This window comes from Streptomyces sp. AN091965 (genome assembly GCF_022698285.1).
Taxonomy (GTDB): Bacteria; Actinomycetota; Actinomycetes; order Streptomycetales; family Streptomycetaceae; genus Streptomyces.
In genome coordinates, this window is sequence record NZ_JALDMY010000001.1 from 417,282 (window position 1) to 442,553 (window position 25,272).

Below are 25,272 nucleotides of genomic sequence, written 5' to 3' on the forward strand. Positions count from 1 at the left end.
CAGGTCGCACCACATCCCCGTACGCGAGCCCTTCCGAACGCGTCCGGCTCACCGGACTCGTAGACACCGCCTCCACCTGGTGGCGGCGGTGTCCGTCCTGACAGCGGCTGGCTTAGGCATCGGACTTGAGCAGCCGGGGCAGGCGGCGACCCGGCCGACCGGTGCCGTGTCGGCGCACGACACGGCCGCATCCGGGAAGGACGCCCGTGACCAACAGCGCGCCCAGCTGGAGCAGTTGGCGCGGAAGGTGGTGGCTGCCGGGGCTCCCGGTGTGGTGGTGCGGGTGGATGACGACCGCGGTCGACCGATCGAGGTCGCCGAACAGGCGCCGTGGGCCCGCTCCGAGCACCGACTCCGGCCGGGCGACGAGTTCCGGATGGGCTCCAACACCAAGACCATGATGGCCACCCTCGTCCTGCAACTGGCCGCCGAGGGCAAGCTCGCGCTGACCGACCCCGTGGAGAAGTGGCTGCCGGGCCAGGTGCCGGACGGCCGCGCCATCACGCTGCGCATGCTGCTCAACCACACCAGCGGCCTGCACGACTACACCGAGGACCCGGAGCTCGTGCCCTCCATCCTGGGCAAGGACCAGAGACGGTGGACCTCGGAGCAGCTCCTCGCCGTGGGCGTACGGCACGATCCGCGCTTCCCTCCGGGCACGCGGTGGGAGTACAGCAACACGAACTACGCCGCGGTCGGCGCGGTCCTGGAGAAGGTCACCGGCCGGAGCCTGGCCGAGCTGGTGCGTGACCGGATCGCCCGGCCGCTCGGCCTGCGGCACACGTACTACGCCGAGGACTCGACCTGGCGCGGCCCGCACGCCCGCGGCTACGAACCCGACGCGGCGCACATGCCGCCGGGCGTGCCGACCGAGTTCCGCGACTACGCCGGGGCGCCCCGCGCGGGCCACGTGGACGTCTCCGCCAACAGCCCTTCGTGGGGCGGCGCGGCCGGTGCGGTGGTGTCCACCGCGCGCGACTGGGACCGCTTCTACACGGCGTTGATGTCCGGCGAGCTGCTGCCCGCCGCGCAGCTGGCGCAGATGCGCACCACCGTGCCGATCTTCCCCGACCGGCCGGACGGGCCCGGCTACGGCCTCGGCATCGAGACCACCACCACCGAGTGCGGCACGGTGTGGTCCCACGACGGCGGCATCCCCGGCTACCTCAGCACGCACCTCACGGACCCCACGGGCCGACGCACCGCGAGCGTCCTCATCTCCACGGAGGCGTTCGCCGAGTTCCCGGAGGCCTTCCCCGAGCTGATCAAGTCCTCCAAGTCACTCCAGTCCGCCACGCTGTGCGCCCTGTTCGACAAGCCCGGGTCGACTGCAAGGAACAGGTAACTCCCCCTGCTCACAAGAGAGATGGCACCGCCGGGGCGGCCCGGCGGCCTCTCCCCGGCCCGTGTCTCGGTGCCAGGACACACCCTGAGGCCCGCCCGGCCGGGACGCGCCCGCGCCCCCTCCGCCTGGCGCGTCGTCCCGCCCCCGCCCTTTCTCACCCGCCCGGCTGCCGCTGCCCCGTTTCGCCTGGACACCGATCGGCCCCAGTCCGTTAACTGCTGCACGGGTGCGCTCGGGGACGGCTGCGGCCGGGCGGCCCCTCCTCGGCCCCGTACCGCACGCGGGCCACCACAGGTCATCAGGGGGATGGTCTCGTTGCGTTCGTTACGTGTTTCGGCTGCTCAGGAAGCCCTCTGGCGGGCTCGGAAGTCAGCCTCGGACTTACCCGACAACCGCGGATCGCGCTGGCTCCTCAGCGGCATGATCGACGATGACGCGCTGCTCACGGCGGTGCGTGAGACGTATCGCGCGTATGCCGCCGCACAGGTCACCTTCCATACCGTCGACGGCGAGTCGCGGAAGGCCGTCCGGGAGGAGGGCACGGCCCCCTGGCAGCCGGTCGTGCTCGATGTGAGCGACGCGGCCGACCCGGTGACGGCGACCGGTGCCCTCGCCGCCGAGATCGAGTGGCAGCCCTTCGACGTGGAGCGCGGCGAGCTGTTCCGGGTCGGCGTGATCAAGCTATCGGACGTACGGCGGGTACTGATCCTGAGTGCCCATCATGCGGTGGCCGACGACTACACCCTCCTGCGGCTGCTGCCCGAGCGCGTCGCCGCGTGCTATCGAGCGGTGGTGGACGGAGCTCCGCTCCCGGACTCGCCGGTGGATGCACCAGAACTGAGCGTTCGTGACGGCGTGCGCCACGACGGGTCGACGCGGATCGCCGAGGACGAGGCCTTCTGGCACGACTACCTCGCCGGGGCGCCCGATCCGCTGCGGCTGCCGGGCAGGCGCAGTCCGGCCCCGCCTGCCCCCGTCCACCACATGGCATCCGTGCCGTACGCGGAGGTGAACGCCTGGCGGAAGACCGCGAACACGATCGGGGTGTCCCTCACGACGCTCCTGACGGCGGCCGCGGGAGTATGCCTCCGACACCTGGGCGGGCGCCGGAAGTTCACCGTCTCCGTGCCGGTCTCCGGCAGCACGGGCGCCACGAGGGACTTCCGGAGCTTCCAGGCGGGCATCGTGCCGCTGCGCTTCGACGTACCGCTCTCCTCCACGTTCACCGACCTCGCGCACTCGGTGTCCAAGGAGAGGAAGAACGTGCTCCGGCACGGTTGCGCGCATCGGCTCACGGATGTCCACCGCGTCGCACAGGACGCACCAGCCGCAGGAGGCGTACGAGAAGTAGCGGATGCGCGGTACCTGGCCCGTACGGCCGGCCCCAGCTCCAGCCCCTTCGGCACCACCCTCAACGTCATCACCTTTGTCCAGGAACTGGACTTCGCGGGCGCCAGGGCGCACATGCTGCCCGGTTCGCCGGTGGGTGCCGTCGACGACCCGCAGTACACCCTGCACTTCGACGGACGGCCCTCCAGTGACCTGTACGTACGCGTCGACGCCAACGCCGCGGTGCACACCCCGGACACCCTCCGGCGCCTGTGCGACCGCCTGATCGCCGCGCTGCGGGCCTTGGTCTCCTCACCGGACGTTCCGCTCGGGCGGATCGACGTCGTACCCGCCGCCGAACGAAGCGCGGCACCCGGCCCGCGCGTCCGGTCCGGCGCGGACAACCGGCCTCGGCGCACCACCAAGGACACAGGCTGGACGATCGCGGCGGACGCGGAGGGGCTTTCCCCGGATCTGGACGCGGACATGCCAGCAATGGCCCCGATCGAGATCAACTCCTACGTCCTGGACGGCGAGCAGGGCCCGCGGCTCGTCGCCAAGATCGACTACCCGGCGGGGCTGCTCACCCGCGAGGACGCCCAGGAGCTGGCGGACCTGTGGACCACCGCCCTGGAGGGCCTGGCCCGCCACGCCGCCCGGCCCGGCGCGGGCGGCCTGACCCCCTCGGACGTTCCCCTGGTGACGGTCGAGCAGCGCGACCTGGAGGCCTGGGAGGAGAGGTACCCTGGCCTGGTCGACGTATGGCCGCTGACTCCGGCGCAGTCCGGCATCCTCTTCCACAGCGCCATGGCCGCTTCCTCCTTCGACGCCTACCGGGTCCAGTTCGTCCTGCACCTGTCCGGCGCCGTGGTCCCCGAGCGCCTGCGCGTCGCGGGCCAGGCCCTGCTCGGCCGCTACCCGAATCTGACGACCGCGTTCGTCACCGACGCAGCCGGTGAGCAGGTCCAGCTCGTCCTGGACCATGTCGAACTGCCCTGGCAGGTCGTCGACCTGCGCGGCCTCGGCGAGGAGCGGCGCGCCGAGGCGCTGGAGACACTGCTGGCGGCCGACCACGCCGCACCCTTCGAACCCGCCCGGCCGCCCATGCTGCGCATGACGCTCATACGGATGGGCGCCGAGCACAGCGAACTCGTGCTGACCGTCAACCACGCCCTGTACGACGGCTGGTCGCTCTCCCATCTGATGCGCGACCTGGTCCTGCTGTACGAGGCCGAGGGAGACGCCTCCGCGCTGCCACGCGTACGCCCCTACCGCGACTTCCTGGTGTGGCTCGCGCAGCGGGACCGCGCGGCGGCCGCCGCAGCCTGGGCCCGTGAACTGGCAGGGGTCACGGAGCCGACCAGGCTCGCCGCCGGAACGACGGAACAGGTCGGTGGCTTGGCCCAGTGGGAGATTCCCGTCGCCACGGCGACCTCGCGCGCTCTCCACCGTCACATCGCCGGGCTGGGCATCACGCTCAACACCCTGCTCCAGGGCGTATGGGGTGTGCTGCTCGGCCACCTCACCGGGCGGACGGACGTGGTCTTCGGCACCACCGTGGTCGGTCGGCCGCCTCAGCTCATCGGCTCGGAGGACATGGTCGGCCTCTTCATCAACAGCCTTCCGGTGCGGGTGCGGTACTCCCCGGACGAGACGCTCGCGCAGGTCCTGACGCGGCTGCAGGAGCACCAGACCGTGTTGATGGACCACCACCATCACAGCCTGAGCGAGATCCACGAGGCGGTCGGTCTGGGCACCCTGTACGACTCGATGGTGCTGCTGGAGTCCTTCCCCGTCGACCGGGAGGGGCTGACCCGAGCCCATGCCTCGGCGGGAGTCGCCGTCACCGACATCCGCGTGCTCAGCGGCACGCATTACCCCCTGCTGCTGGCCGGAACCACCGACCCGCACCTGCGCTTGGGCCTGCAGTATCAGGACAACATGTTCACCGCGGTGGACATCGAGCGGATCGCGGCCCGGCTCGGACGTGTCATCCAGCAGTTCGCCAGCGACCCGCGCACTCCGCTGGCGGCGCTGGAGATCCTGGACGAGGACGAGCGCGACCTGGTCCTCAACCGGTTCAACGACACCGCGGCCGAGGTGCGCGGACGGACCGTGACCGGTCTGTTCGAGGAGCAGGCAGCGCGTACCCCGGACGCCGTCGCGGTGCTCTGCGACGGCGAGCGGCTCACCTACGCGCAGCTCAACGAGCGCGCCAACCGGCTCGCCCGCGTCTTCGTGGGCCGGGGCGTCGGCCCTGACGACACCGTGGCCGTGGTGCTGCCGCGCACGCCGGAGCTCGTGATCGCGCTGCTCGCGGTGCTCAAGGCCGGGGCCGCCTACGTGCCGGTCGACCCCGACCACCCGAGCGCGCGCCTGGCTCACGTCCTGGGCACCGCCGGGCCACGGCTTGTCGTGACCGACTCCGTGACGGCCGGTGTGCTGCCCGGGCAGGGGGCGCCGCTGTTGCCCGTCGACCGCGTCGACGTCTCCGTACACCTCGGCACCGACCTGGGTGACAGGGACCGCACCCGCCCCCTCCACCCCGGCCACCTCGTGCATCAGATCTACACCTCGGGCTCGACGGGCTTGCCGAAGGGCGTGGGCATCACCCACGCCAACCTCGTCAACGCCCTGGACGACCTGGTCCGGCAGGTGGGCGTGGCGCCCGGCTGGCGGATGGTCACCAGCACCTCGATCGGCTTCGACGTCGCCGCGTTCGAACTGTTCTCCACCCTCACCACCGGCGGCAGGGTGGAGATCGTCCGGGACGTGCTGGCGCTGGCCGAGCGCGACGCGTGGGATGTGGACGTGATCAGCTCGGTTCCCTCCGCGTTCACGGAGTTGGTGGACCGTCTCGGTGACCGGATGGAGCCGAAGGTGTTGATGCTCGCCGGTGAGGTGTTGACGTCGACCCTGGTGGAGCGAATCCGGGCGCACTGGCCCGAGGCTCGCGTCGTCAACTGCTACGGCCCCAGTGAGACCTTCTACGCGACGGCTCACTCCCTGGACGCCGGGCGTGACTACGCCGGGGGTGTGCCGATCGGCCGTCCGCTGAGGAACCTGCGGGCGTACGTCCTCGGCCCGGGCCTCGCCCCCATGGCGCTGGGCGCGGTGGGTGAGCTGTACGTCGGCGGCGCCGGTGTCGGACGCGGCTACCACCGCCGTCCCGCCCTGACCGCGGAACGGTTCGTGGCCGACCCCTACGGTCCGCCAGGCGCACGCATGTACCGCACGGGCGATCTGGCCCGTTGGGCCGAGACCGGGGACCTGGAGTACGTCGGCCGCGCCGACTCGCAGATCAAGATCCGTGGCTTCCGCATCGAGCCGGGCGAGGTGGAGACGGCGGTGACCGCTCACCCGGGCGTGGCCCGGGCCGCGGTGATCGCGCGCCCCGGGGCGGGCGGCGAGCAGTTGGTCGCCCACGTCGTCCCCGCACCGGGCTCGGGCGACCTCACCACATCGGGTCTACGGGAGTTCGTGGCGCGGCGGCTGCCGGAGTACATGGTGCCCGCGGCGTTCGTGCTGCTGCCGCGGCTGCCCCTGTCGCCCAACGGAAAGCTCGACGTCACGGCACTGCCCACGGTCGACTTCACCTCCGCGACGCCCTACCGGGCTCCGGGCACGCCTCGCGAAGAGAAGCTGTGCGCGCTGTTCGCGGAGGTCCTGCAAGCCGCTCGGGTCGGGCTCGACGACAACTTCTTCGACCTCGGTGGCCATTCGCTCCTCACGGTACGGCTACTGGCCCGGGTGGAGGGCGAGTCTGGTGTGCGCGTGCCGGTGCGGGACTTCTTGGCCGCGCCCACGCCCGGCGGGCTCGGCTCCCTCGTGGCGACGCTGGGGACCGGCGACGCGGCGCCGGCCGACGTCCCGGTGCCCGAGAGCGAGGCGCGGCTGACGCCTTCCCTCCGTTTCCCGGCCGGTGTCCGCTTCGGGGCTCGGCCCCGCCATGTCCTGCTCACCGGCACCACGGGGTTCGTGGGTGCCTTCCTGCTGCGGGAGTTGCTGGAGCGGACCGACGCGGACGTCCACTGCCTCGTGCGCGCGGCGTCGCGGGAGGCCGGGCGGACCCGGCTTGACGACGTGCTGCGGTCGTACGGCATCACCGTCGGCTCCGGCGGGAGGCGCGTCCACGTGGTGCGGGGCGACCTGGCTGAGGACCGCCTCGGGCTGGACGCGGCGGTGTGGCGGCGGCTGCGGGACGACGTCGACACGATCGTGCATGCGGGCGCGTACGTCCACCACCTGTCGCCGTACGAGCGGCTCAGGGCCGCGAACGTCGGGGGCACCGCGTGTCTGCTGCAGCTCATGGCCGAGGGGGCGCCCAAGCGTCTCCACCATGTGTCGACGATCGGGATCTTCGGGCGTGCCGATGCCGCGCGGCGGATCACCGAGGACTCCCCCACGGCGGGACTGCGTCACGCGGCGGCCGACGGCTACACGGCGAGCAAGTGGGTGGCCGACCGGATGGTCCAGCACGCCGTCGACCGCGGGGCCGCGGCCCGTGTGTACCGCCTCGGCCGGGTGTGGGCGGACGCCGAGCGGGGTGTCGTGAACCGGGACGACCTGTTCTGCCGCCTCCTCGTCACCTGTGCCGCGCTGGGCTGTTACCCGCAGGACGCGGTGCTCGAGGCGGACCTGCTGCCCGTGGACGTCACGGCCCGTGCCCTGGTCGCGCTCGCCTTCGACGACTCCGTGGGCACCGCGCATCATCTGCACCACGCCCGGCTGACGCATCCGGGGACGTTCATGGAGGTGCACGACGACCTGTACGGCACACGGTCGCAACCAGTGTCCCTCGACGCGTTCCTGCACCGCCTGCGCGAGGCGAGCGGGACCGGCCGCGACCTGCCGTTCCTGCCCTATCTGAGCGTCTTCGAGCAGTACGCCGACCAGGCCGCCGCCGTACGGTCCGGCCGCGCCGTTCCGGGCGACACCAGCGACAACCACCGCACTCTGCGCGCCCTGACGCGCCTCGGCGTGGACATTCCTTCCCTGGACCGACACATGATGACGGCCTTCTGGCGCGGCCTCGCCCGCTAGACCGGCCGTGCCAGCCCCCGCCGCCCCATGCGTGGGGCGGCTAAGCCCGTCCCGGCGCACGCCGAAAACGTCACACGCACCACCAACCACCCCACCCGCACCCCGTTTTTGTCCCGTGGTGCGGAAACGGGCTGCCGGACAATGGCGTGGGCGCTGGAATCGCTGGTGCACGGCCTCAGTCGCCGTGTCCCGGCGAGGGGGTGGACAGCCCCTTTCGCGGAGCATCCGCGTGTCTCCCCCCTCGTTTCCGTACGCCCTGCCGTTCACGCGGAGGGCAGGGCGTACCTGGGGCGCGGCATTCCAAGACCGCAGCGTCCACACAGGAAGCCAGCAGATGAATCTTCGCAAGAGCCTGACTCTCGTGACCGTCTCGATCGCCCTGGGCGGTGGCGTGGCCCTGGCTGCCCCGTCGGCCCAGGCCGATCAGCCCGCCTTCCGGAGCCAGGCCATGGACTCCGGCCTGACAGCCTCCGAGGCCAGCAGGCTACAGAGCACGATCGACACCCTTCTGGCCAAGGAGGGTGGAAAGCAGACCGCCGCCAACGAGATCCGTTACGCGGACGGCAGGCTGCTGGTGCCGCTGCCCGGCGAGAAGTACGTACGGGAGCTGAACGGCAGCCGGGCCGAGGGCACCGCTGCCAGTGCGCGCCACACCTGCACGTACAAGCGCCTGTGCGGCTACTCCGGCAGGAACTACACCGGTCAGGAACGCGAGTGGTACCAGTGCAACGTGCTCTACAAGAAGCCGGGCGCCTGGCGCAGCGGCGGCTCCTGGTACAACAACCAGACGCCGGGGCGGCAGGGAAGCTGGTACGACCACAACAAGCGCTTCCTCTCCCACACCAGGCCCGCGCCCTACGGAACCAACGGCAACTGGGCCCCCGTCGGCTACATCAAGGCCTGCTAGCACCCCGTACGCGACCAGCACCCCGTACGCGACCGTAAGCCCCTGGCATCCGCAGCGGGTCGTCTCCTCTCCCCGGAGGCGGCCCGCTGTCTCGCCGCCTGGCGGTCAGCGGGCGCACAGTGCCGCCTCCATGGCTTCTTCGAGGTGCTTCACGGCTTCGCCGCTCTTCGGTTCGAGGGTCATCGAGACGCTGGCGGCACGGCCGTCGTCGGTGGCCGCGGCCCAGGTTCCGTAGCCCGGTATCGCGCCGCTGTGACCCCAGGCCACCTTGCCGCAGGAGGGCAGCTTCACGCTGACGATCCCCAGTCCGGCGTGGTAGCGACGCTTCTCCGCGGGGACGCCGGGGCCTTCCAGGGGGACGGTGGTGCGCATCTCCTTGAGCTGGTCCTTCTTCAGGAGCCGCTCGCCGCCGTCGAGCAGCGCGGAGAAGAAGCGGTTGAGGTCGGAGTTGGTGGACACCATCGCGCCTCCCGCCCAGGACGCGGAGGGGTCGATCTCGGTGACGTTGCGCAGCGGTGCGCCCGGGGGACCCTGGCGGTAGCCCTGGGGATGGCGCTCCCGGATGGTCGTCTCGCCGGGGGCGGGGAAGTAGGTGTGGCGAAGCCCGATGCGCCGGACGATGCGCCGGTCGACTTCTTCGGCGAGGGGCCGTCCGGTGACCTTCTGCACGATGAGACCGGCGACCAGGTAGTTCGTGCTGCTGTAGCCCCACTCGGTGCCGGGTGTGAAGACGGCTTCGTGCGCTAGGGCGACGTCCAGGGCGTCGCGGGGAGAGAGGTAGCGACGCTTGAGGATGTCGTTCGTGACGTCGGCCTCGTAGTCGGGAAGTCCGCTGGTGTGCTGGAGGAGCTGACGCACCGTGATCTTCTGTCCGTCGATCCCCTTTCCGCGCACGAGGCCCGGCAGGTACGTCTCGACCGAGGCGTCCAGAGCGATCTCGCCCTCGTGGACCAGTTGCAGCACGACCACGGCGGTGAACGTCTTGGTGACGCTGCCGATCCGCACCTGCCCGTCCCGGGGCACCTTCGCGTGCGTGTCCTGGTCCCCCACACCCGCGGTGTAGGTGCGGAGGTTCCCACTACGGTCCATCGCGCTCGCCAGCGCGCCGGGGGCGTGGTCGGAGTGCAGCAGCGTGTCCAACCTCTGTCGCACAGGATCTCGTTGGACGGCGGTCGCGGGCGCCGCCAGGCCCGTGGTGACAGCGGTGGCCAGGGCCAGGACGACGAGAGCGAGGTGTCTGCGCATCAAGGTTCCTCCAGAGCAGCGGTGACGCGCCTCAGCGGTGTGATCAACTCTGCTGTGAGCAGCTGCCGTTGTCCATCAGTGATCACCCTGACAGGACCCTGATACCCCCTGGGAGCGGGCTCCTGGTTCGCCCCTGAGGCCTCCCCCCTCGGGACCTCACCCCGTAGACACGGTCCTGCACGAGAGGGCTCGGTGCCGCACCCCGCACAGTCCCGGCGATGCGTATGCGTACCCGGGGAGGCCGCTTCAGGCGAGGCCTGGTGGACGCCGTCCGCGCACGCCGTGCAGCCGCATGGTCCACTCGCCGTTCGGCCCATGTTCGAGCCCTTCAGACGTATGGCTGTGCGGGGCGTGCCCCGCCACGCTGTGCGGAGGTCGGGCGAGACGGGGTCGGGGGTTGGCATGTCGTGGTGCTTGAGAGGGCTGTTCACCGTGCTCTTGGCCGGGCTCCTGACCGGCTCAGGAGTGGCGGAGGCGTACGCGGTCGTCGCGTCGGCCACAGCCGACGGCTCCTGCGACACTCGCGGACTCAAACCGGCAACCGTCGAGGCACGGCTGCGCATCGACCACGACCACCGCACCTACGCCAAGGCCTCCGCCACCATGAAGCTCACGGTTCCCATGTCCTGGAAGCCGGCCGCCCACCTGCTGCTCAGCACCGGATCCGACACATACCGGCGGGCCATGCGCTGCCTGGCCAGGGGAGACCACGACGGCGTGGAAACCCGCTGGGAGGAGTGGCGGAACAACGACCCCGCAGTGGCACCCGCCAACGACCCCTCCGGTGAAGGGTCGTCCCGCCAGAGGTGGCTGGAGGTCCGCCTGTCCACCCACGCCTGGGTGAACCAGCGCGGCACCGTCCGGGTGGGACTCTGGACCGTGGAGGTGAGCAAGGCCCGCTGGGACGTCCGGCTCGCCTCACCCGACACCTTGCGGGAGGCGCGGTGGCGCGAAGTCACCGTGCGACCCGGCCGCCCCGGCGCCCGCTCGGCCGAGCCCCGCCCCACCACGAAGAAGGACGACGGGGCGCTGGTGTGGCGGCCCACCCGTGCCCACGGCCCCCCACCGGTCGTGGTCGGGATCGAGCCCGCCTGGCCCCGCTCCTTCTCCGCCCTCGACAACTCACCGCCGTACGCGGTGTACAGCGCCGTGGGCGGCCTGCTCTGGCAGATCGCTGTCGTCGTGGCGGTCTGGTACGCGCTGATCGTGCTGCCCCGGCACGGTGTGCCGGATCCCGTCGAGGCCAGGGCCGTCGCCAACCTGCGGAACTGGAGCCTGACCCTGCTGGGCGTCGCGCTCACCGTCCAGGGCCGTGACGTGTACCTCGCCGCGGTCGGTGCCTTCGAGAACACACTGGACTGGGCACAGCCGGCGGCGTACGCCCCCTCCGCCTGGCTGACCTCCTCCGTGGCCGGAGCGCTGCTGCTGTGCTTCGCCCGGCCGTCGCGCGCGGTGGCCCTGCTCGGTGCCGGGCTCGGTGCCTGTGCCGCGGTGCCCCTGGTGCCCGGGGCGGTGGGGCTCGACCCGGAACAGTTCGTGCAGCCGCCCGCCCCCGGGGACGCGACCGTGGCCGTCGTGTGGGCCGCCACCGTCTGCTCGTTCGTCCTGCCGCTGCTCGGTGCCGCGCTCGCGGCACGCCGTCTGGCCGTGGACAGCGGCCTGTGGCGGCCGCGACAGCAGCGTGCACGTGCCTGGCCGCTGACGGCCGGGGTCGGCGCGGTCGTCGCGATCGTGGGCGTCTGCTACGCGGCGGCTGCCGAGCGGGACTGGAACCGCGCCAGCTGGCTCTCCCCACGCATCCATCCGACGAGCCTGGTCACCGACGAATCCGGAGCCCTCTCATGGGAATGGGGCTACGGTGCCTGGCACGAGGCCGAGCTGCGCAGCAACCTGCTGTGGTTCACGGACAACGCCCAGTGGTGGTGGTACGGGATGCTGTGGCTGCTCAGCGGCCTGGCCATCCTGGCCGTGCTGCGCAGCCGGGCCGTGAGGGGCGCGCGGGCCACCGCCCTGGCGCGGCGCGGCCCCTCGGCCGTGGACCGGTTCCTGCTCCTGCTGCTGTTCCCGGTCGCGGCCGCGATGGACATCGGCATGTACACGGCCAGCCTCGCCGTCGCGTGGTCGTGGTTCTTCCTCTACTTCCTCGCCCTCGCCGGGATCCTGCGCCTGACGCGCCGCCGGGCGGTCCCCGCCCGGCCGTTGAGCGTGTCAGGGGAGCCGCTCGCCACGACCCTGTCCGCCGCCCACCGCGACCGGCTGCTGGAGCGGGCCCGCCGCCACCGCGAACTCCACGCCGAGCTGCGCGGCGCGGCCCAGGAACAGACCGCCCAGGGCACGGCGGCGCGCCGCGACGTGGAGACCCGACTGCGTCGGCTGCACCGCTGGCGCGCGTCGTCGGGGCGCCCCGACCGGCTGCCCCGTGACGTCTCCGTGGTGGATGCCGCCCTGGCGCTTGGCCCCTGCGACAGCTGGTGGGAGAACGGGGTCCGGGCGGCCCGCTTCACCCAGCCGGTCGCCCTGCCGTTCAGCGCCATCCTGGTCTGGGACAACCAACTGCGCGGCGAGGCCCTGACCAGCATCCTGTACGACCGGCTCGGACTGCCGGACGTACCCACCCAGTTCGTGCTGTGGCAGGTCGGGTACGCGGCGGCCGGATTCCTCCTGGGCGCGCTGTGGCAGCAGCTTCCCGGACGGCGCGGCCCGGCCAAAGCCCTGGCGCTCGCCGCCGCCTACACAGGGCCGATCGGCGTCTTCGCCCTCGGTAACTGGGGTCTGGGGGAGGAACAGACAGCGCTCGCCTTCGCTGCGGTGTCCATGCTGCTCATCCTGACCCTGACCGGCGTCCGGATGGACGTGGAGACGTTCCGCGGAGACCTCCTGCCCGGGCGCGGCGTCCTGAGCCTGCTGCCGGCGGTGTACCAAACGCGTTACCTGTCCCTCCAGTTCGCCTGGGTCCTCGCGCAGGCCGCGGCCATCGCGACGATCGTGCAGTTCTTCGCCGACAACGCCGGCCCGCCCTGGGTGCTGCCCGGCGTCAGCCCCTGAGCCCCGTGACCCCACGGCGGTGGTGAACCAGGTGTACACAGGAGCCAGCCTCGGTGAGGCGGGCCATCCGTTGACCGTCGACAGGAGGCGCCAGTACCGCTCGACGTGCGGGTCGGTGGTCAGGCAGAGGCGGGCGAGCAGCCAGCGGCGCAGGTCGCCGCCGCCCGCGTGCTCGAACGCGTACCCGTAGAGGTCGCTCAGCGAGTCGGTGAGCGGCGCGGTCAACAGGGAGACCGGGAGGATGCCGACGGTCGCGGCCTCCAAGACGCGTTCGCGCATCGCCTGGTTGAGGTCGTCGTGCAGGGCGCCGACCGCGCCCGGGGAGGGCTCTTGGGCCTGGGTCTCGGCGACGCGTCGTATCGCGGCCCGGAACTCCGTACTCCGGCACAGCTCTGCGAGTTCCACCCAGGCTCCGACCTGGTCCGGGGTGGGATCGGCGGGAAGCTCCGGCAGGACGGACCGCATCAGGCTCGCGAACTCCGGGTTGGCGTCCCCGTCGGCGAAGGCGGCGTCGATGAAGTCGGCCACCAGCTGGTGCTGTTCGGCGCGGGAGAGCGTGGCGAGTCGGTGCATGAGGTCCACTTCCATGGGGGCGGGGCCGTGCCGTGCGACGGCCCGCAGGACCGCCCGGCGCAGCCGCAGGGACTGGATCTGTACGTCGAGGGCGTCGGCGTGCGCCTCGGCGACTTCGGCGAGTGACACCTCGTGGTCCAGCACCTTGCGTACGGTCGCCAGGTCGAGCCCGAGCTCGCGCAGCGTCCGGACCAGGCCCAGACGGGCGAGCGCGTCGGGGCCGTACAGCCGGTAGCCCACCCGACTGCGGTCGGTCGGCGGAACGAGTCCCTTGTCGGAGTAGAACCGGATCGCCTTCACCGTCAAACCGGTCCGGCGCGCCAGTTCTCCGATGGAGCAGAGGGAGGATGAGGTGTCGCTGTGCATGCCCCTAGCTTGGGGTCTCCCCCGACGGGAGACTCAACCGGTGCACGGTGGTCGGCCGAGTGGTGCCCGATGGTCCACTGAGTGATGCCCAGTGGCACGCCGAGCAGCGCCCGCCGGCGGACAGCACCGCGGCGAGGCTGTAGCCCACGCCTCTGGGCCCCTGCGCAGCCGGGCCAGGTCCGCAGGCCGTAGCTGAGACCACCGGCGGCGCCGGCAAGGGCGTGACCGCCCGCGCTCTGTCTGGTCAGGAACGCCAGGGCCAGCGGTGCCATGGCCACCGAGGCCTTGCCGATCAGGGCGACCGCGCTCCGCAGCAGAAGCTCACGCGTCATCAAGCCCCTGTAACGGGCCGTCGTAGCGGACGAGTCGAGCCACCTTCCGCACCGGGTGAAGGGCAGATTCCGAAGTCGAGCAGAAAAGACGGGCTCCTCCCGGTCACATTTCCCCGCTGCCATCCGTCATGGCAGTGACCGCACGATGCACGGTCTTGAGACGACATAAGGAGACAACGATGGGAACACGTTCGATCACGGCGGAGATCCCGATGGAGCCGCGTCTGTCCGAGGACCCCGCGGAGCTCGTTCCGGAGCTGGCGGCGGTGTCGGCCGCGCTGTTCAAGGTCACCGGCAACGGTTCGGTGCCGCGTTCCACGATCGGTCTGGTGCAGCTGCGTGCGGGCCAGATCGTGGGCAGCACCTATCTGACCGTTCTGCACACCGGCTTCCTGCGCAAGGCCGAGGAGTCGGAGGAGCGGATCACGTCGGTGGCCTCCTGGCAGGACTCGCCCTACTTCACCGCCGCCGAGCGGGCGGCACTGGCCCTCACGGAGGCGGTGCTCCAGCCGTCCGCGGACGGTGAGCGGGTCTCCGACGAGCTGTACGCCGAGGCGGCCGCGCACTACGAGCCCAAGGCGCTCGCCACGCTGATGTTCGCGATCGGGCAGGTCAACTTCTTCATCCCGGTGGCGCTCATCGCGAAGCCGGTGCCCGGGCGCTCGTTCACCGATCCGTGGAAGTAACCCACCACAGGGCTCGGCTCACTCGCTCGGATTCCGGGGCCTGAGCCGAGCCCGGGGCGGCCTCGGCTCCACGATGGCCTCAAGTGTGCGGCGGCGGTCCGGGCCGCCGCCGCGCATGCGCCTGGCCGGGGCTGCCCGCCGACGAAGGGGTGCGGATCCGACTCCGGCCTCCTCCTCGGACGACCGCTTGCCGCCAGTGGATGACCGCTGCCCGATGCGGACAAGACGGAGCCTCGACGCGCTCTACGGTTTCGCGGAAATCGGCGCTCTGGAGGCGTACATGAACAGGTATCGCGGGGTACGGACGGCCGTGATCGTAGGGGCGGGCATCGCTGGTCTGACGGCGGCCACCGCTCTGGCCCGTGCCGGATGGCAGGTGGAGATCGCCGAGGTCGGCCCGCCCAAGGCCCCTTCTGGTTGGGGGTTGTGTCTGACCGGCCCTTCGCTGCGCGCGCTCGACGAGGTGGGGCTCGCGGACGCGTGCTTGGCCGAGGGCTACGGCATGAGCACGATCACGCACGTGGACGTGGACGGTGAGCCCGCGGGTGAGGCCCGGTTGCCGCGCCTCATCGGTGCGCGACGGCCCGCGATGGTGGGCATCGGGCGTCCCGTCGTGCACCGCATCCTGCTGGCGGAAGCCCGGCGGTGCGGTGCGGTGGTGCGCCACGGGGTGACCGTGACAGCGGTGGATCACGAGAGGGAGCTCGTCCGCGTACGGCTGTCGGACGGGACGGTACGGCAAGTCGCGCTGCTGGTGGGCGCGGACGGGATCCGCTCGGCGGTGCGGAGCCTGCTGGGGCTCAAGGCCTCGCTCGACTTTCACGGGCAGAGGGTCTGGCGAGCTCTGGTGCCCCGCCCGCGCTGGGCCACAGGGATCCATCAGTTCGCCGGGAAGGCCGACACGGCCGGACTCGTACCCCTCTCGGACCGACAGGCGTACGTGTTCCTGACGGAGAACAGGGTGGAGCGGAGCGTCCTGCCCGACGCCGCACTCGCCCCGCGCCTGCGGCAACTCCTCGAGGGGTTCCCGGGGCGGGTGGAGGAGATCCGCTCTCTGGTGGCTGAATCGGCATCGGTGGTGCGTCGCCCGGTCCTTACGGCACTCCTGGAAGGCGCCTGGAACCGAGGCAACGGCGTGGTCATCGGGGACGCCGCGCACGCACCCGCACCGCAGATGGCCAGCGGGGCCGCCCTCGCCGTCGAGGACGGGCTCGTACTGGCCCGGGAACTCGCGCGGCACGAGTCCGTCGAGCGGGGGCTCCACGCATTCGTCAGCCGACGCGCGAAGCGGTGCCGGACGCTCGTGGAGACCTCGGTGGCCATCGCCGGTCTGGAGCAGGCGCGGCGCCACCACGAAGCGTATCCGCTGGCCGACTCCTGCCACCGGCTCATGGCCGAGCCCGCGTGACCAGGCGGAGGGCCCCTCGGAAGTTCCGCGCACCCGGCTCAAGGGCAGCCGACGACCGACCTCCATGGTCGACCATGGGCCCCTAGGGAAGGGCCCCACCATCGTGCCGACGCCGCTGCGCCACCACCTCATCACCAGGTCACAGAACCCCGCGGACCTGCTGAACGCCGCCACCCGTCTGTTCGGCGGCTCGATCGCCGCATCGCCCCTCGACGAGCTGTGCGGTGGCGAGCACGAACTGCGCGGCGTCGCCGCGCACGACTTCGCGGTGGGCTACTTCGCCTCGCCCCTCGACGTACGGGTCGCCACGGCCGGGGGCCGTGCCCGCGGCTCCTATTTCGTCAACATCGGGGTCTCCGGGGCCGTCTCGGCATCGTGCGGCGCGCTGCGGGCGACCCTCGACGAGACGACGGCGGGAGTCGTCAACCCCGGAGACACCCAGGAACTGCGGCCCCTGCACGGCCAACGGACGGGGTTCCTGGGCCTGCGGATCGACGCCGCCCTGGTCGACCAGGAGTTCACCGCGCTGACCGGGCACCCGCCGGTGTCCACCGTGCGCTTCGACTTCGCCCTCGACCTGGCCGAGCCCAAGGGCCGGGCGGTGCGCCTCCTCGTCCGCTCCCTACTCGAGCAACTGGACTCGCAAGACCCCCTGTTCCAGCGCGCGGAGCTGCGGCGCAGCCAGTTGCGCTGCCTCGTCACCGCCCTGCTCCTGGCCCAGCCGCACTCGCACACCGGTCAGCTGCACGACGGCCCGCGCCCCGGCCACCCGCGCTCCCTGCGGGCGGCCCTCGCGTTCATCGAAGCGAACCTCACCGAGCGCATCGGCCTTGGCGACATCGCCAACGCCGCAGAATGCAGCCCGCGCACCCTCAGCTCCGCGTTCCGCGGCCGGCTCGGCCTCTCCCCCATGTCGTACGTCCGCGGTCTGCGGCTCGACCGGATCCGCGAGGACATCCTCACCTCCACCGATCCCGTCGGCGCGATCGCCTACCGGTGGGGCGTCTCGCACCTCGGCCGCTTCGCCGGTCAGTACCGCGCCCGCTTCGCCGAACTGCCCTCCGCCACCGCGAGCCGCAGGTAGCGCCGTGGGCATGCGGGAGCGGCGCCGCCCGGAGCCGAGCGGTGGGGCCGGAGACGGGAGAGCTTGTGGCTCCGCCCTCGGCTCGCTCACCGCCGTCCGGCGGCGGGGAGTACGTCACGACCGCTGACGGCCCGGTGAAGGCCGCGCCGAGGCCGTGACCCGGCCAGGCGGCCGTCGGGCACCGCCGTCACGACCGGGTGGCGACACCGCATCCGTCCCCGCCGCCCTGCCGCATGCGGGTGTCCATGGACGTGCTCCGGTCGTACGGGTCGACCTCGGGGCCGTCCGCTGCGCCAGGGGCGGTGCGTTCGGAGCCGAACTTGGGGGTGAAGTAGCCGGTGGCGTTGTCGCAGCCTCCGTTGGTGTAGTCCGCCTTGTACGACACCAGGGAGAACGTGCCCGGCTCGGTGATGACCTTCGCCGGGTTGTCCCAGCTCATCACCACTTCCCGCCGGACGATGGTGCGCACGACCTCGTCGCTCCCCCGTACGGCCCGGTCGCTTCCCGGCGCGGCCCGTACCAGTGGATAGACGTACGTGACGTCGCTGACGACCTCCAGCGCGCCGCGCTTTCCCTCCCGGAAGGTGATCCGCCCGCGCGTCTTCACCACGTCACCGGCGAGTCGCACCTCGGCCTTCGGGAAGCGGCTGAAGAGCAGCAGGGGGTCGTTCTTCCGGCTGGGGGTGTCGAAGGCGGTGGCCAGGTAGTCCCGAACGTCCTGCTGGCGCGGGTTGATCAGCGCGATCGCCTTCTTGGGCCGCTGCCCCCGCAGCACGTCCTCGTCCAGGCTGGAGTGGGCGAGGAAGTCCCGGCTGCGCGCGAGCGCCTGCGCGACCTGGTCCTTGCTCATCCAACCGGTCGCCCGCGCCGGCGGCACATGGATCCCCGCCGCCCCGTCGCTCCACCGCGCCGCCGGAGAGCCCCTGAACGGACGGTCCACCGTGGGCAGTTGCTCCGCCTCCCGCGCGGGTGCCTGCTTCGGGCGTTCCGACTCGGCGGCAAGGGGCTTGTCCCCTCCGCCCCCGTCGTCGCCCCCGAACCATCCGGACACCTGCCCCGCAGCCAGCGCCACCACCAGCAGGACGGCCGCCACCAGCAGCCCGACCACGTACCAGGCTCTGCCGCCCGCTAGCCGCGAGGAGGGCTGGTGCGTCCGCCACCCGGCCGGTGGACCGGGCTCCTCCTGAAGTCGCCGCCCCACCATCCTGGCCCGCGCCGACGGCTCCTCCGGTGCGCCCGCGCTCCCGGCCTCGGCGTCCCGCAGGAAGCGCTCCCACTCCTCGTCCGATATCTTCCTGTCCCCACTCACGATGCGCTCCGCGCCCTCCCCGCCCTCTTGCCTCTCGGACCTCTGTTCCCTTACTCCATCACACCGCTTCACCGCACCGCCACAAACCCCGAGGACCGGTGGAACACGCTCTCGGCGGGCGGTAGTTCTCCTCGAAGGCCCGGCCGGTGAGGCACACAAGGACGGTGCCCGGCCCCGCGAACAGACGGGGCCAGGCACCGGAGGGGGATTTCTACAGGAAGGCGATCGACGACGCCCGGTCGTTCAGCGCGTCCCCGACGTAGGAGGTCGACTGCTGGTACTCCTGGTGGGTCCCGCCCGTTCCGGGCGAGTCCCACAGCTCCAGCCAGCAGGACACCGTGGTCAGCGAGCTGGTGGCGTTGTTCATGCCGCCCGAGATGTCGGTCGTGTAGTCCCGGCCGTTGCCGCTCTGGCAGCCGCTGCCGGCGCTGTAGGTGACCGACGTGCCGCCGTAGTTCGAGTGCTCATAGATGATGCCGAGCTGTACGTCCTGCGCCCCGCGGGTGTTGACGGATCCTCTGAGCCTTTCGACCAGCGCCTGGTCGAGGTCCTTGGCCGATAAGGGGGCGTCGGTGATGCGTCCGTGCGTGGTCGCGGCGATGGCCTGCCGGAACGTGGTGAAGCACTGGGACTTCCCGTTCTCGACGTTGACCACGCAGTTGTCCGCGGGCTGGGGCGCGGCGGCGTTCGCCGTGGCGGTGCCGAGAGCTGCCGACAGCAGAGCGGTCGAACAGGCGAGAGCAATGCGTGACGTGCGTGACAACATGGATCACTCCGATCGTGAGGGACAGCGTGCTTGACGCTTGCGATGCTCGTGCTCACTCCGGCCGTACGGCCGGAGGCGTTTCACGGATCGTCCACAGCCCACATCGGCAAACTCGCAGCCTTGTCGCGACCGATGGGTTCACCAACTCGGGCTGCGCGGACCTTTCTACACCGGGTGAGGGTGACTACGTGCGCCCGCCACTGCAAAGAAACTGACCGGTCATGACCGACCGCCCCCTCATCGCCCCACGGCCCGACATGCCCGAACAGCAAGGCAAACCCCGTCACGGGGCCCGCTCGGCCCAAGGGAGAGCCCGTTCCCTGCCCGGGTAAACGCTTTCGGTATCCCGGGCGAAGGTGCTGCAAACGCCGGTCACCACGGGCGATCCGGCATAGGCCGGGCCGCCCCGAACCCGGCCCCAACCCCCGGTGAACTCCGTACAACCAGCCCCGCCCCTCGGCAGTCAGACCGGATAGTCCTCGTCCCGTCGACCGAGTGGGAGCCTCCGTGCCACACAGCCGCCGCATCCTCACGTACGCCATCGCGGTCGCCGCCGCGGTCACCACGGGGCTCGTGCTCCCGTCCGGTGCCGCCGCTGCCGCGCCCCGCGCCACCACCAGTGACTTCAACGGCGACGGCTACGCGGACCTCGCCGTCGGCGTCCCGGGCGGGACCGTCGGCGGCCGGGCCGAGGCCGGGTACGTGAACGTCGTCCGGGGTGGCCCGAGGGGCATCGGCGCCCACGGGAGCATCCGCGTCACCCAGGCCACCTCCGAGGTTCCCGGCACCCCGGAGGCGGGTGACCGCTTCGGCGCGTCCGTGGCCCTGACCGACCTCAACGGCGACGGCATCGCGGAACTGCTCGCCGGTGCCCCGGGTGAGGACGTCACCGACCGCGGTACGGACGCGGGTACGGTCATCGTCGTAGGCGGCTCGCGGAACGGGCCCGGACCGGGGTCGACGGTCCTCACCGGGCCGTCGCCGTCGGCCGCGTACGGCAAGTCGGTCGCGGCGGCCCACCTCACCGGCGGCGCCAACAAGACGATCGTGGTCGGCGGCACGGACAAGGTCGTCGCCCGTGTCATCCAGGGTGAGGACAGCATGGTCACCACCGTCGTCGCCGCCCCCATGGGCGGCCGCGCCCCCGTCCTGGCCACCGGTGACTTCGACAGCGACGGCACGGCGGACCTGGGCGTGGCGTACTGGACCGCGGGCCGGCCCAGCACGCAGTCCCACGTACGCCTGTGGAAGTGGGACGCCGACCGGTCCGAGATGGCCAACTTCTGGAACACGGACAACGCCGGTGTGACCGCCCTGGCCGCCGGTGACTTCGACGGCGACGGCCATGACGACCTGGCGCTCGGCGAGTGCCGTGAGATCGCCGACGAGAACATCGACGACCCGTGCGGGCCCGAGGGGCTCGCCAAGGGCGGCGGCGTCCACGTCCACTACGGAAGCCGCGCGGGCGGCTCGTTCGGCAGCCGCTCCCAGACCCTCAACCAGGACACGCCGGGGGTCCCGGGCGTCGCCGAGGAAGGCGACCGCTTCGGTGCCTCCCTGGCCGTCGCTGACGTCAACCGCGACGGCCGCGACGACCTGATCGCGGGCGCTCCCGGTGAGGCCATCGGAAACAAGGCGGGGGCGGGCGCCGCCTGGCTGCTGCGCGGCGGCGCCCGGGGCCTGCTCGACGCGGGCGGCACCGCCAGGTCCGTCTCCTGGAACCAGGACACGTCCGGCGTCCGGGGCGTCGCCGAGGCGGGCGACGCCTTCGGCGCGGCGGTCGCCGCGGGCGACTACGACGCCGACCGCGTACCGGACGTCACGGTCGGATCCCCCGGCGAGAACGTCTCCTTGGGCGCCGCGTGGCTCTTCCCCAGGGGTGCGGCCGGTGGCTCGCTGGCCTTCTCGCCCCGCACCCTCGGCCTCCCGTACCTCTCCACGGCACAGAAGTACGGGAAGCCGCTGAGCAGTCGCTGAGGCCGTCAGGGCACGGTGATGACGATCTTGCCGCGCGCGTGGCCGGAGGCGCTCACGTCATGAGCTGTGGCCGTTTCCTTCAGCGGGAACACGGCGTGCAGCGGGACGGTGAGGCCGCCGCGGTCGGCGAGTTCGGCCGCCAGCGGCAGTCCTGCCCAGCCGGGCGACTCTCCTGCCGGGGAGCGGGAGAACCGCACCCCGTGGCGGTCGGCGTCGAAGTCCGCGATGGTCACCACGCGGTCCGGGTCGCCGACGAGGGCCACCAGTTCGGCGAGGGAGCCCTTGCCGGCCGCGTCCAGAACCACGTCGACTCCGTGCGGAGCCAGGGGGGCGAGGCGGTCGGCGAGGCCAGCCCCGTAGGTGACCGGAACGACGCCGAGCCGGTCGAGGAACGCGTGGTTGCCCCGGCTCGCGGTGCCGATCACGGTGAGGCCGCGGGCCCGGGCGAGTTGCGCGGTGATGGTGCCGACGCCTCCGGCGGCTCCCTCGATCAGCAAGGTCATGCCCTCGGCGGCTCCCAGGGCCTCCAGGACGCGCGTGGCCGTGTCGATGTTGCCCGCGGCACCGCCCGCTTCCTCGGAGGACCACGACCGGGGCTTGGGCGCCCATGCCGCGAGGACGGCGTACTGGGCCGCGGCGCCTCCCTGGTCGGCGGCCGGCACGAGTCCGAAGACCTCGTCTCCCACGGCGGTGCCGGTCACCCCCTCCCCCACTTCGTCGACCACTCCGGCGGCGTCCATGCCGGGGATGTGGGGGAAGTCGAGGGTGGCGATGCCTCGCAGCATCCCCGTACGCAGGTACCAGTCAGCGGGGGTGACACCGGTGGCACGCACCACGATGCGGACCTGCCCCGGCCCGGCGTGCGGCTCTTCGGCCTCCTCCACGCAGAGGACTTCGGAACCGCCGTAGCGGTGGTATTGCACAGCGAACACGGACAACCTCCGTAGATGGGTGAGAGTGGTTCAGGAGGAGAGCCGGCTGACGCTCCCTCTCCGGGGCTCCGTCAGATCCCCGCCTGCTCTCCGCCGGTGAAGAAATCGATCATGTCCTGCGGTGTGGGGGCGTGGGCGACCGCGGCGGCGGCCACCGCGCCCCGGGGGAAGAGCTCCCGCTCGTACTCGGTGAGGGCGGTCTCGACGTCGTCGGGGTGCGCGGCGAGGGCCCGGCCGAGTGCGGCGCCGTCGAGCAGGGCCAGGTTGGCGCCTTCGCCGTTGGGGGTGGAGAGGTGGGCGGCGTCCCCGAGCAGGGTCACTCCCGGCACCCGGTCCCAGCGGTGCCCGACCGGCAGGGCGTGGAGGGGGCGCAGGATTGGCGCGGCATCGCTGGCGGTGATGAGCGCGGTGAGCTCCGGCGCCCAGCCGTCGTACTCCTCCGCGATCCGCGCGGCGGCCGCGGCGGTGTCGGTGAGGTCGAGGGTGGCGAACCAGCCCTGCGGCTTGGTCAGTGTGATGTAGGCGTGGAGAGTCCCGTCCTTCTCCCGGTGGGCCACGAGCCACGTCCCGTTCCCTGCCGGGTCGAACGCGACGAGGGTGCCGCCGCCGACCGCTTTCGCGGTGGCCGGGTGGCGGGTGTCGGCGTCGTACAGGTGGGTCTCGACGAAGGACCGGCCGACGTACGCGGGTGTGGCGTCGGAGAGCAGCGGGCGGACTCTCGACCACGCGCCGTCCGCGCCGACCAGCAGGTCCGTGACGACGGTGGCGCCTCCGGCGAAGGTCACCTCGTGGCGGCCCGCGGCGAGGGCGCGGACGCCGATGGCCTTGTGGCCCCAACGGACGGTGCCGTACGGGAGTGAGTCCAGCAGGAGTTGGCGCAGCTCGCCGCGCAGCACCTCGGGGCGATCGCCCGTGCCGTCGTCGCCCTTCTCGAACAGGACGGTTCCGCTGCGGTCGAGGAGCCGGAGCGACTGGCGGCCCTCCAGGACGAGGCCGCGGAACTCGTCCGTCAGGCCGGCTGTCTTGAGGGCGAGTTGGCCGGTGTGGTCGTGGATGTCGAGCATCCCGCCCTGCGTACGCGCCGCCGGAGAGGGGTCCGCTTCGCAGACCGTGACCGGGATGTCGTGGAGGTGCAGGACGCGGGCCAGTAAGAGGCCGCCGAGTCCGGCGCCGATGATGGTGACAGGGGTGTGCATGGGGCTCCTTGGGTGTCGCGGGCCCGCCGGGCGGCGGGCATCCTGCTCGGGTGGGCCCGGCAGGATCGCGAGGCGGCCTGCCGGGGCGTGCGACCGGGCAGGATCGCGGGAGGGCAGGAGGCCTCCCCGGCCGTGCGGCCGGGGAGGGTGTGGCTCAGACGACGATGACCCGGCGCCCGCGCGTGTGCCCCGCCTGGCTGTCGATGTGCGCCGTCGCCGCCCCGGCGAGCGCGTACGACTTCTCGACCGGGATGTGGAGCTTTCCGCGCCGGACGAGGTCGACGACCGCGCCGAGGGCGCGCGGCACGTCCCCGGTCACACCGGAGAACCGGACGCCGAGGTCCGGCGCGCCGCGGTCGGCGATGGAGACCACCTTGTCCGGGTCCCCGGTCAGTTCGACGAGCTCGCGGATGACGCCCGATCCTGCGAGGTCGAGCGCCGCGTCGACCCGGCCGAGTTCCCGTACCCGCTCGACCCAGCCCTCGCCGTACGTCGTGGCGAGGGCGCCCAGGCTTCGCAGGTAGTCCAGGTTCGCGGCCCCGGCCGTGCCGATCACCGTGATGCCCCGGTCGCGGGCGATCTGCAGGACCGCCGAGCCGACTCCCCCGGACGCCCCGCTGACCAGCAGCGTCTGCCCGGGCCGCACCCCGGCCTGGTCGATGATGCGCAGCGCGGTCTCCACCACGGAGGGGTACCCGGCCGCCTCTTCGAAGGTCAGGCCCTCGGGTAGCGGGGCCCAGGCCGTGAGCAGGGCGAGCTCGGCATAGGTGCCCGAACCGCGCCCGAACACGTGGTCGCCGACCTCGACGCCGTCGACCCCCTCGCCGACCTCGTCCACCACCCCGGCGGCGTCCTGCCCGACCCCGGCGGGCAGCTCGATCGGGCGGACCTGCTGGAACTGGCCTTCGCGGATCCGCCAGTCGACGGGGTTCACGCCCGCCGCCCGCACGGCGACGCGTATCTGGCCGGGGCCTGCATGGGGCTCCTCGGCGTCTTCGAGACGGAGGACATCGGGACCGCCGAACTCGGCGAAGCTCACTCTCTTCATGCGACCGACCGTAGCACTAACGGTTAGCGTTTAGAAACGGATGCGCCTTTGGATTTGATAGTGTCAGCTCCATGACCGTGCCGACCGGACGCCGTGAACGCAAGAAGGCCGCGACCCGCCAGAAGATCGCCGACACCGCCATGAGGCTCTTCCTGGATCGCGGGTACGACGCGGTGGGCATCCGCGACGTGGCCGCCGAGGCCGACGTGGCCGTCACCACGCTCTTCTCCCACTTCGCCTCGAAAGAGGCGCTGGTCTTCGAGCAGGACGACGACTTCCAGCAGCGCCTCACGCAGGCGGTATCCGGGCGCGCGCCGCACGAGCCGCTCATCCCCGCCCTGCACCGTGAGATCCAGGCCATGATCCGGCACTGCACGGCGGACGGCACCGCCGCGATCTACCGCATGATCGACGAGTCACGCGCTCTGCGGGAGTACGAGGAGTCGATGCGCCTGCGTCACGCGGAGTCGCTGGCGACGGCCCTCATCGCAGCCCCCGACCTGCCCCAGAGCGCGACCGCCTGCCGGACGATCGCCAGGTTCGTGATCGAGGCCTACGCACTGGCCCGGGAGGCGGCCGACCCCGAGGCCACAGTGGAGGAGATCTTCCGGATGATCGAGGCGGCGTGGGACGTCGCGTGAGCTCCACGCGCAGGCGTCAGGGCGGACTGCCGCGCCGATC

At 72.0% G+C, this 25,272-nt stretch carries 16 protein-coding genes and 1 pseudogene; 10 read left to right on the forward strand and 7 right to left on the reverse strand.

All coding sequences use genetic code 11. From position 1 onward, the window contains the following. The first annotated feature begins 166 nt into the window (after positions 1–166). From MQV74_RS01650 to MQV74_RS01660, 3 genes are all read left to right on the forward strand, one after another. Positions 167–1,345, forward strand: a complete 1,179-nt coding sequence (locus tag MQV74_RS01650; RefSeq protein ID WP_242714199.1) for a serine hydrolase domain-containing protein — start codon at positions 167–169, stop codon at positions 1,343–1,345. Between the two features lie 306 nt (positions 1,346–1,651). Next, a complete protein-coding gene (locus MQV74_RS01655) occupies positions 1,652–7,717 on the forward strand; it encodes a non-ribosomal peptide synthetase (RefSeq protein WP_278194063.1) in 6,066 nt (2,021 codons plus the stop codon). Positions 7,718–8,051: 334 nt separating this feature from the next. Then, positions 8,052–8,624 (forward strand): hypothetical protein, encoded by a 573-nt coding sequence (locus MQV74_RS01660; protein WP_242714201.1) that lies wholly within the window; start codon positions 8,052–8,054, stop codon positions 8,622–8,624. Positions 8,625–8,729: 105 nt separating this feature from the next. Here the strand turns inward: MQV74_RS01660 and MQV74_RS01665 are convergent, their stop codons facing one another. Beyond that, positions 8,730–9,869: a serine hydrolase domain-containing protein gene (locus MQV74_RS01665; protein ID WP_242714202.1), complete on the reverse strand. Its 1,140-nt coding sequence runs from the start codon at positions 9,867–9,869 to the stop codon at positions 8,730–8,732. Positions 9,870–10,283: 414 nt separating this feature from the next. Here MQV74_RS01665 and MQV74_RS01670 point away from each other — a divergent pair, with 414 nt between their 5' ends. Next, complete coding sequence (locus MQV74_RS01670; RefSeq protein WP_242714203.1) at positions 10,284–12,914, forward strand: DUF6185 family protein; 2,631 nt, start codon at positions 10,284–10,286, stop codon at positions 12,912–12,914. A gap of 105 nt (positions 12,915–13,019) precedes the next feature. After that, positions 13,020–13,613 (forward strand): hypothetical protein, encoded by a 594-nt coding sequence (locus tag MQV74_RS41065; protein WP_308402220.1) that lies wholly within the window; start codon positions 13,020–13,022, stop codon positions 13,611–13,613. 18 nt (positions 13,614–13,631) lie between these two features. Here MQV74_RS41065 and MQV74_RS41070 read toward each other — a convergent pair. Beyond that, positions 13,632–13,853: pseudogene (locus MQV74_RS41070) on the reverse strand (helix-turn-helix domain-containing protein); the annotation flags it as partial. Positions 13,854–14,364: 511 nt separating this feature from the next. On the opposite strand from MQV74_RS41070, the gene MQV74_RS01680 reads away from it, so the two are divergent. From MQV74_RS01680 to MQV74_RS01690, 3 genes are all read left to right on the forward strand, one after another. Then, positions 14,365–14,871: a carboxymuconolactone decarboxylase family protein gene (locus tag MQV74_RS01680; protein WP_242714204.1), complete on the forward strand. Its 507-nt coding sequence runs from the start codon at positions 14,365–14,367 to the stop codon at positions 14,869–14,871. A 280-nt stretch (positions 14,872–15,151) separates the two neighbouring features. Beyond that, positions 15,152–16,279 (forward strand): FAD-dependent monooxygenase, encoded by a 1,128-nt coding sequence (locus tag MQV74_RS01685; protein ID WP_242714205.1) that lies wholly within the window; start codon positions 15,152–15,154, stop codon positions 16,277–16,279. 64 nt (positions 16,280–16,343) lie between these two features. Next, the gene (locus MQV74_RS01690; RefSeq protein WP_242714206.1) at positions 16,344–17,363 is read left to right on the forward strand and encodes a helix-turn-helix transcriptional regulator; all 1,020 of its coding nucleotides are present in this window, start codon (positions 16,344–16,346) and stop codon (positions 17,361–17,363) included. A 187-nt stretch (positions 17,364–17,550) separates the two neighbouring features. Here MQV74_RS01690 and MQV74_RS01695 read toward each other — a convergent pair whose 3' ends face one another. Together MQV74_RS01695 and MQV74_RS01700 are read right to left on the reverse strand one after the other, a co-directional pair. Continuing rightward, positions 17,551–18,675 (reverse strand): hypothetical protein, encoded by a 1,125-nt coding sequence (locus tag MQV74_RS01695; protein WP_242728475.1) that lies wholly within the window; start codon positions 18,673–18,675, stop codon positions 17,551–17,553. A gap of 208 nt (positions 18,676–18,883) precedes the next feature. Then, entirely contained in the window at positions 18,884–19,438 is a 555-nt protein-coding gene (locus MQV74_RS01700) for a hypothetical protein (RefSeq protein WP_242714207.1), read from the reverse strand. A gap of 507 nt (positions 19,439–19,945) precedes the next feature. Here MQV74_RS01700 and MQV74_RS41075 point away from each other — a divergent pair. Further along, the gene (locus MQV74_RS41075) at positions 19,946–21,415 is read left to right on the forward strand and encodes an FG-GAP repeat protein (RefSeq protein WP_242714208.1); all 1,470 of its coding nucleotides are present in this window, start codon (positions 19,946–19,948) and stop codon (positions 21,413–21,415) included. Between the two features lie 5 nt (positions 21,416–21,420). Here MQV74_RS41075 and MQV74_RS01710 read toward each other — a convergent pair whose 3' ends face one another. From MQV74_RS01710 to MQV74_RS01720, 3 genes are all read right to left on the reverse strand, one after another. Then, the gene (locus MQV74_RS01710; RefSeq protein WP_242714209.1) at positions 21,421–22,347 is read right to left on the reverse strand and encodes an NADP-dependent oxidoreductase; all 927 of its coding nucleotides are present in this window, start codon (positions 22,345–22,347) and stop codon (positions 21,421–21,423) included. A gap of 71 nt (positions 22,348–22,418) precedes the next feature. Then, positions 22,419–23,543, reverse strand: a complete 1,125-nt coding sequence (locus MQV74_RS01715; protein WP_242714210.1) for an FAD-dependent oxidoreductase — start codon at positions 23,541–23,543, stop codon at positions 22,419–22,421. 154 nt (positions 23,544–23,697) lie between these two features. Next, positions 23,698–24,591, reverse strand: a complete 894-nt coding sequence (locus MQV74_RS01720; RefSeq protein ID WP_242714211.1) for an NADP-dependent oxidoreductase — start codon at positions 24,589–24,591, stop codon at positions 23,698–23,700. A 71-nt stretch (positions 24,592–24,662) separates the two neighbouring features. Here MQV74_RS01720 and MQV74_RS01725 point away from each other — a divergent pair, with 71 nt between their 5' ends. Further along, positions 24,663–25,232, forward strand: a complete 570-nt coding sequence (locus MQV74_RS01725; RefSeq protein WP_242714212.1) for a TetR/AcrR family transcriptional regulator — start codon at positions 24,663–24,665, stop codon at positions 25,230–25,232. The last annotated feature ends 40 nt before the right edge of the window (positions 25,233–25,272 follow it).

Excerpts from the sequence above, each read along its gene's own strand:
- MQV74_RS01660 (WP_242714201.1), top strand. The coding sequence starts at position 8,052 with ATGAATCTTCGCAAGAGCCTGACTCTCGTGACCGTCTCGATCGCCCTG.
- MQV74_RS01700 (WP_242714207.1), bottom strand. The coding sequence starts at position 19,438 with ATGTTGTCACGCACGTCACGCATTGCTCTCGCCTGTTCGACCGCTCTG.
- MQV74_RS01655 (WP_278194063.1), top strand. The coding sequence starts at position 1,652 with ATGGTCTCGTTGCGTTCGTTACGTGTTTCGGCTGCTCAGGAAGCCCTC.
- MQV74_RS01725 (WP_242714212.1), top strand. The coding sequence starts at position 24,663 with ATGACCGTGCCGACCGGACGCCGTGAACGCAAGAAGGCCGCGACCCGC.
- MQV74_RS01665 (WP_242714202.1), bottom strand. The coding sequence starts at position 9,869 with ATGCGCAGACACCTCGCTCTCGTCGTCCTGGCCCTGGCCACCGCTGTC.
- MQV74_RS01720 (WP_242714211.1), bottom strand. The coding sequence starts at position 24,591 with ATGAAGAGAGTGAGCTTCGCCGAGTTCGGCGGTCCCGATGTCCTCCGT.
- MQV74_RS01680 (WP_242714204.1), top strand. The coding sequence starts at position 14,365 with ATGGGAACACGTTCGATCACGGCGGAGATCCCGATGGAGCCGCGTCTG.
- MQV74_RS01690 (WP_242714206.1), top strand. The coding sequence starts at position 16,344 with ATGGTCGACCATGGGCCCCTAGGGAAGGGCCCCACCATCGTGCCGACG.
- MQV74_RS01685 (WP_242714205.1), top strand. The coding sequence starts at position 15,152 with ATGAACAGGTATCGCGGGGTACGGACGGCCGTGATCGTAGGGGCGGGC.
- MQV74_RS01715 (WP_242714210.1), bottom strand. The coding sequence starts at position 23,543 with ATGCACACCCCTGTCACCATCATCGGCGCCGGACTCGGCGGCCTCTTA.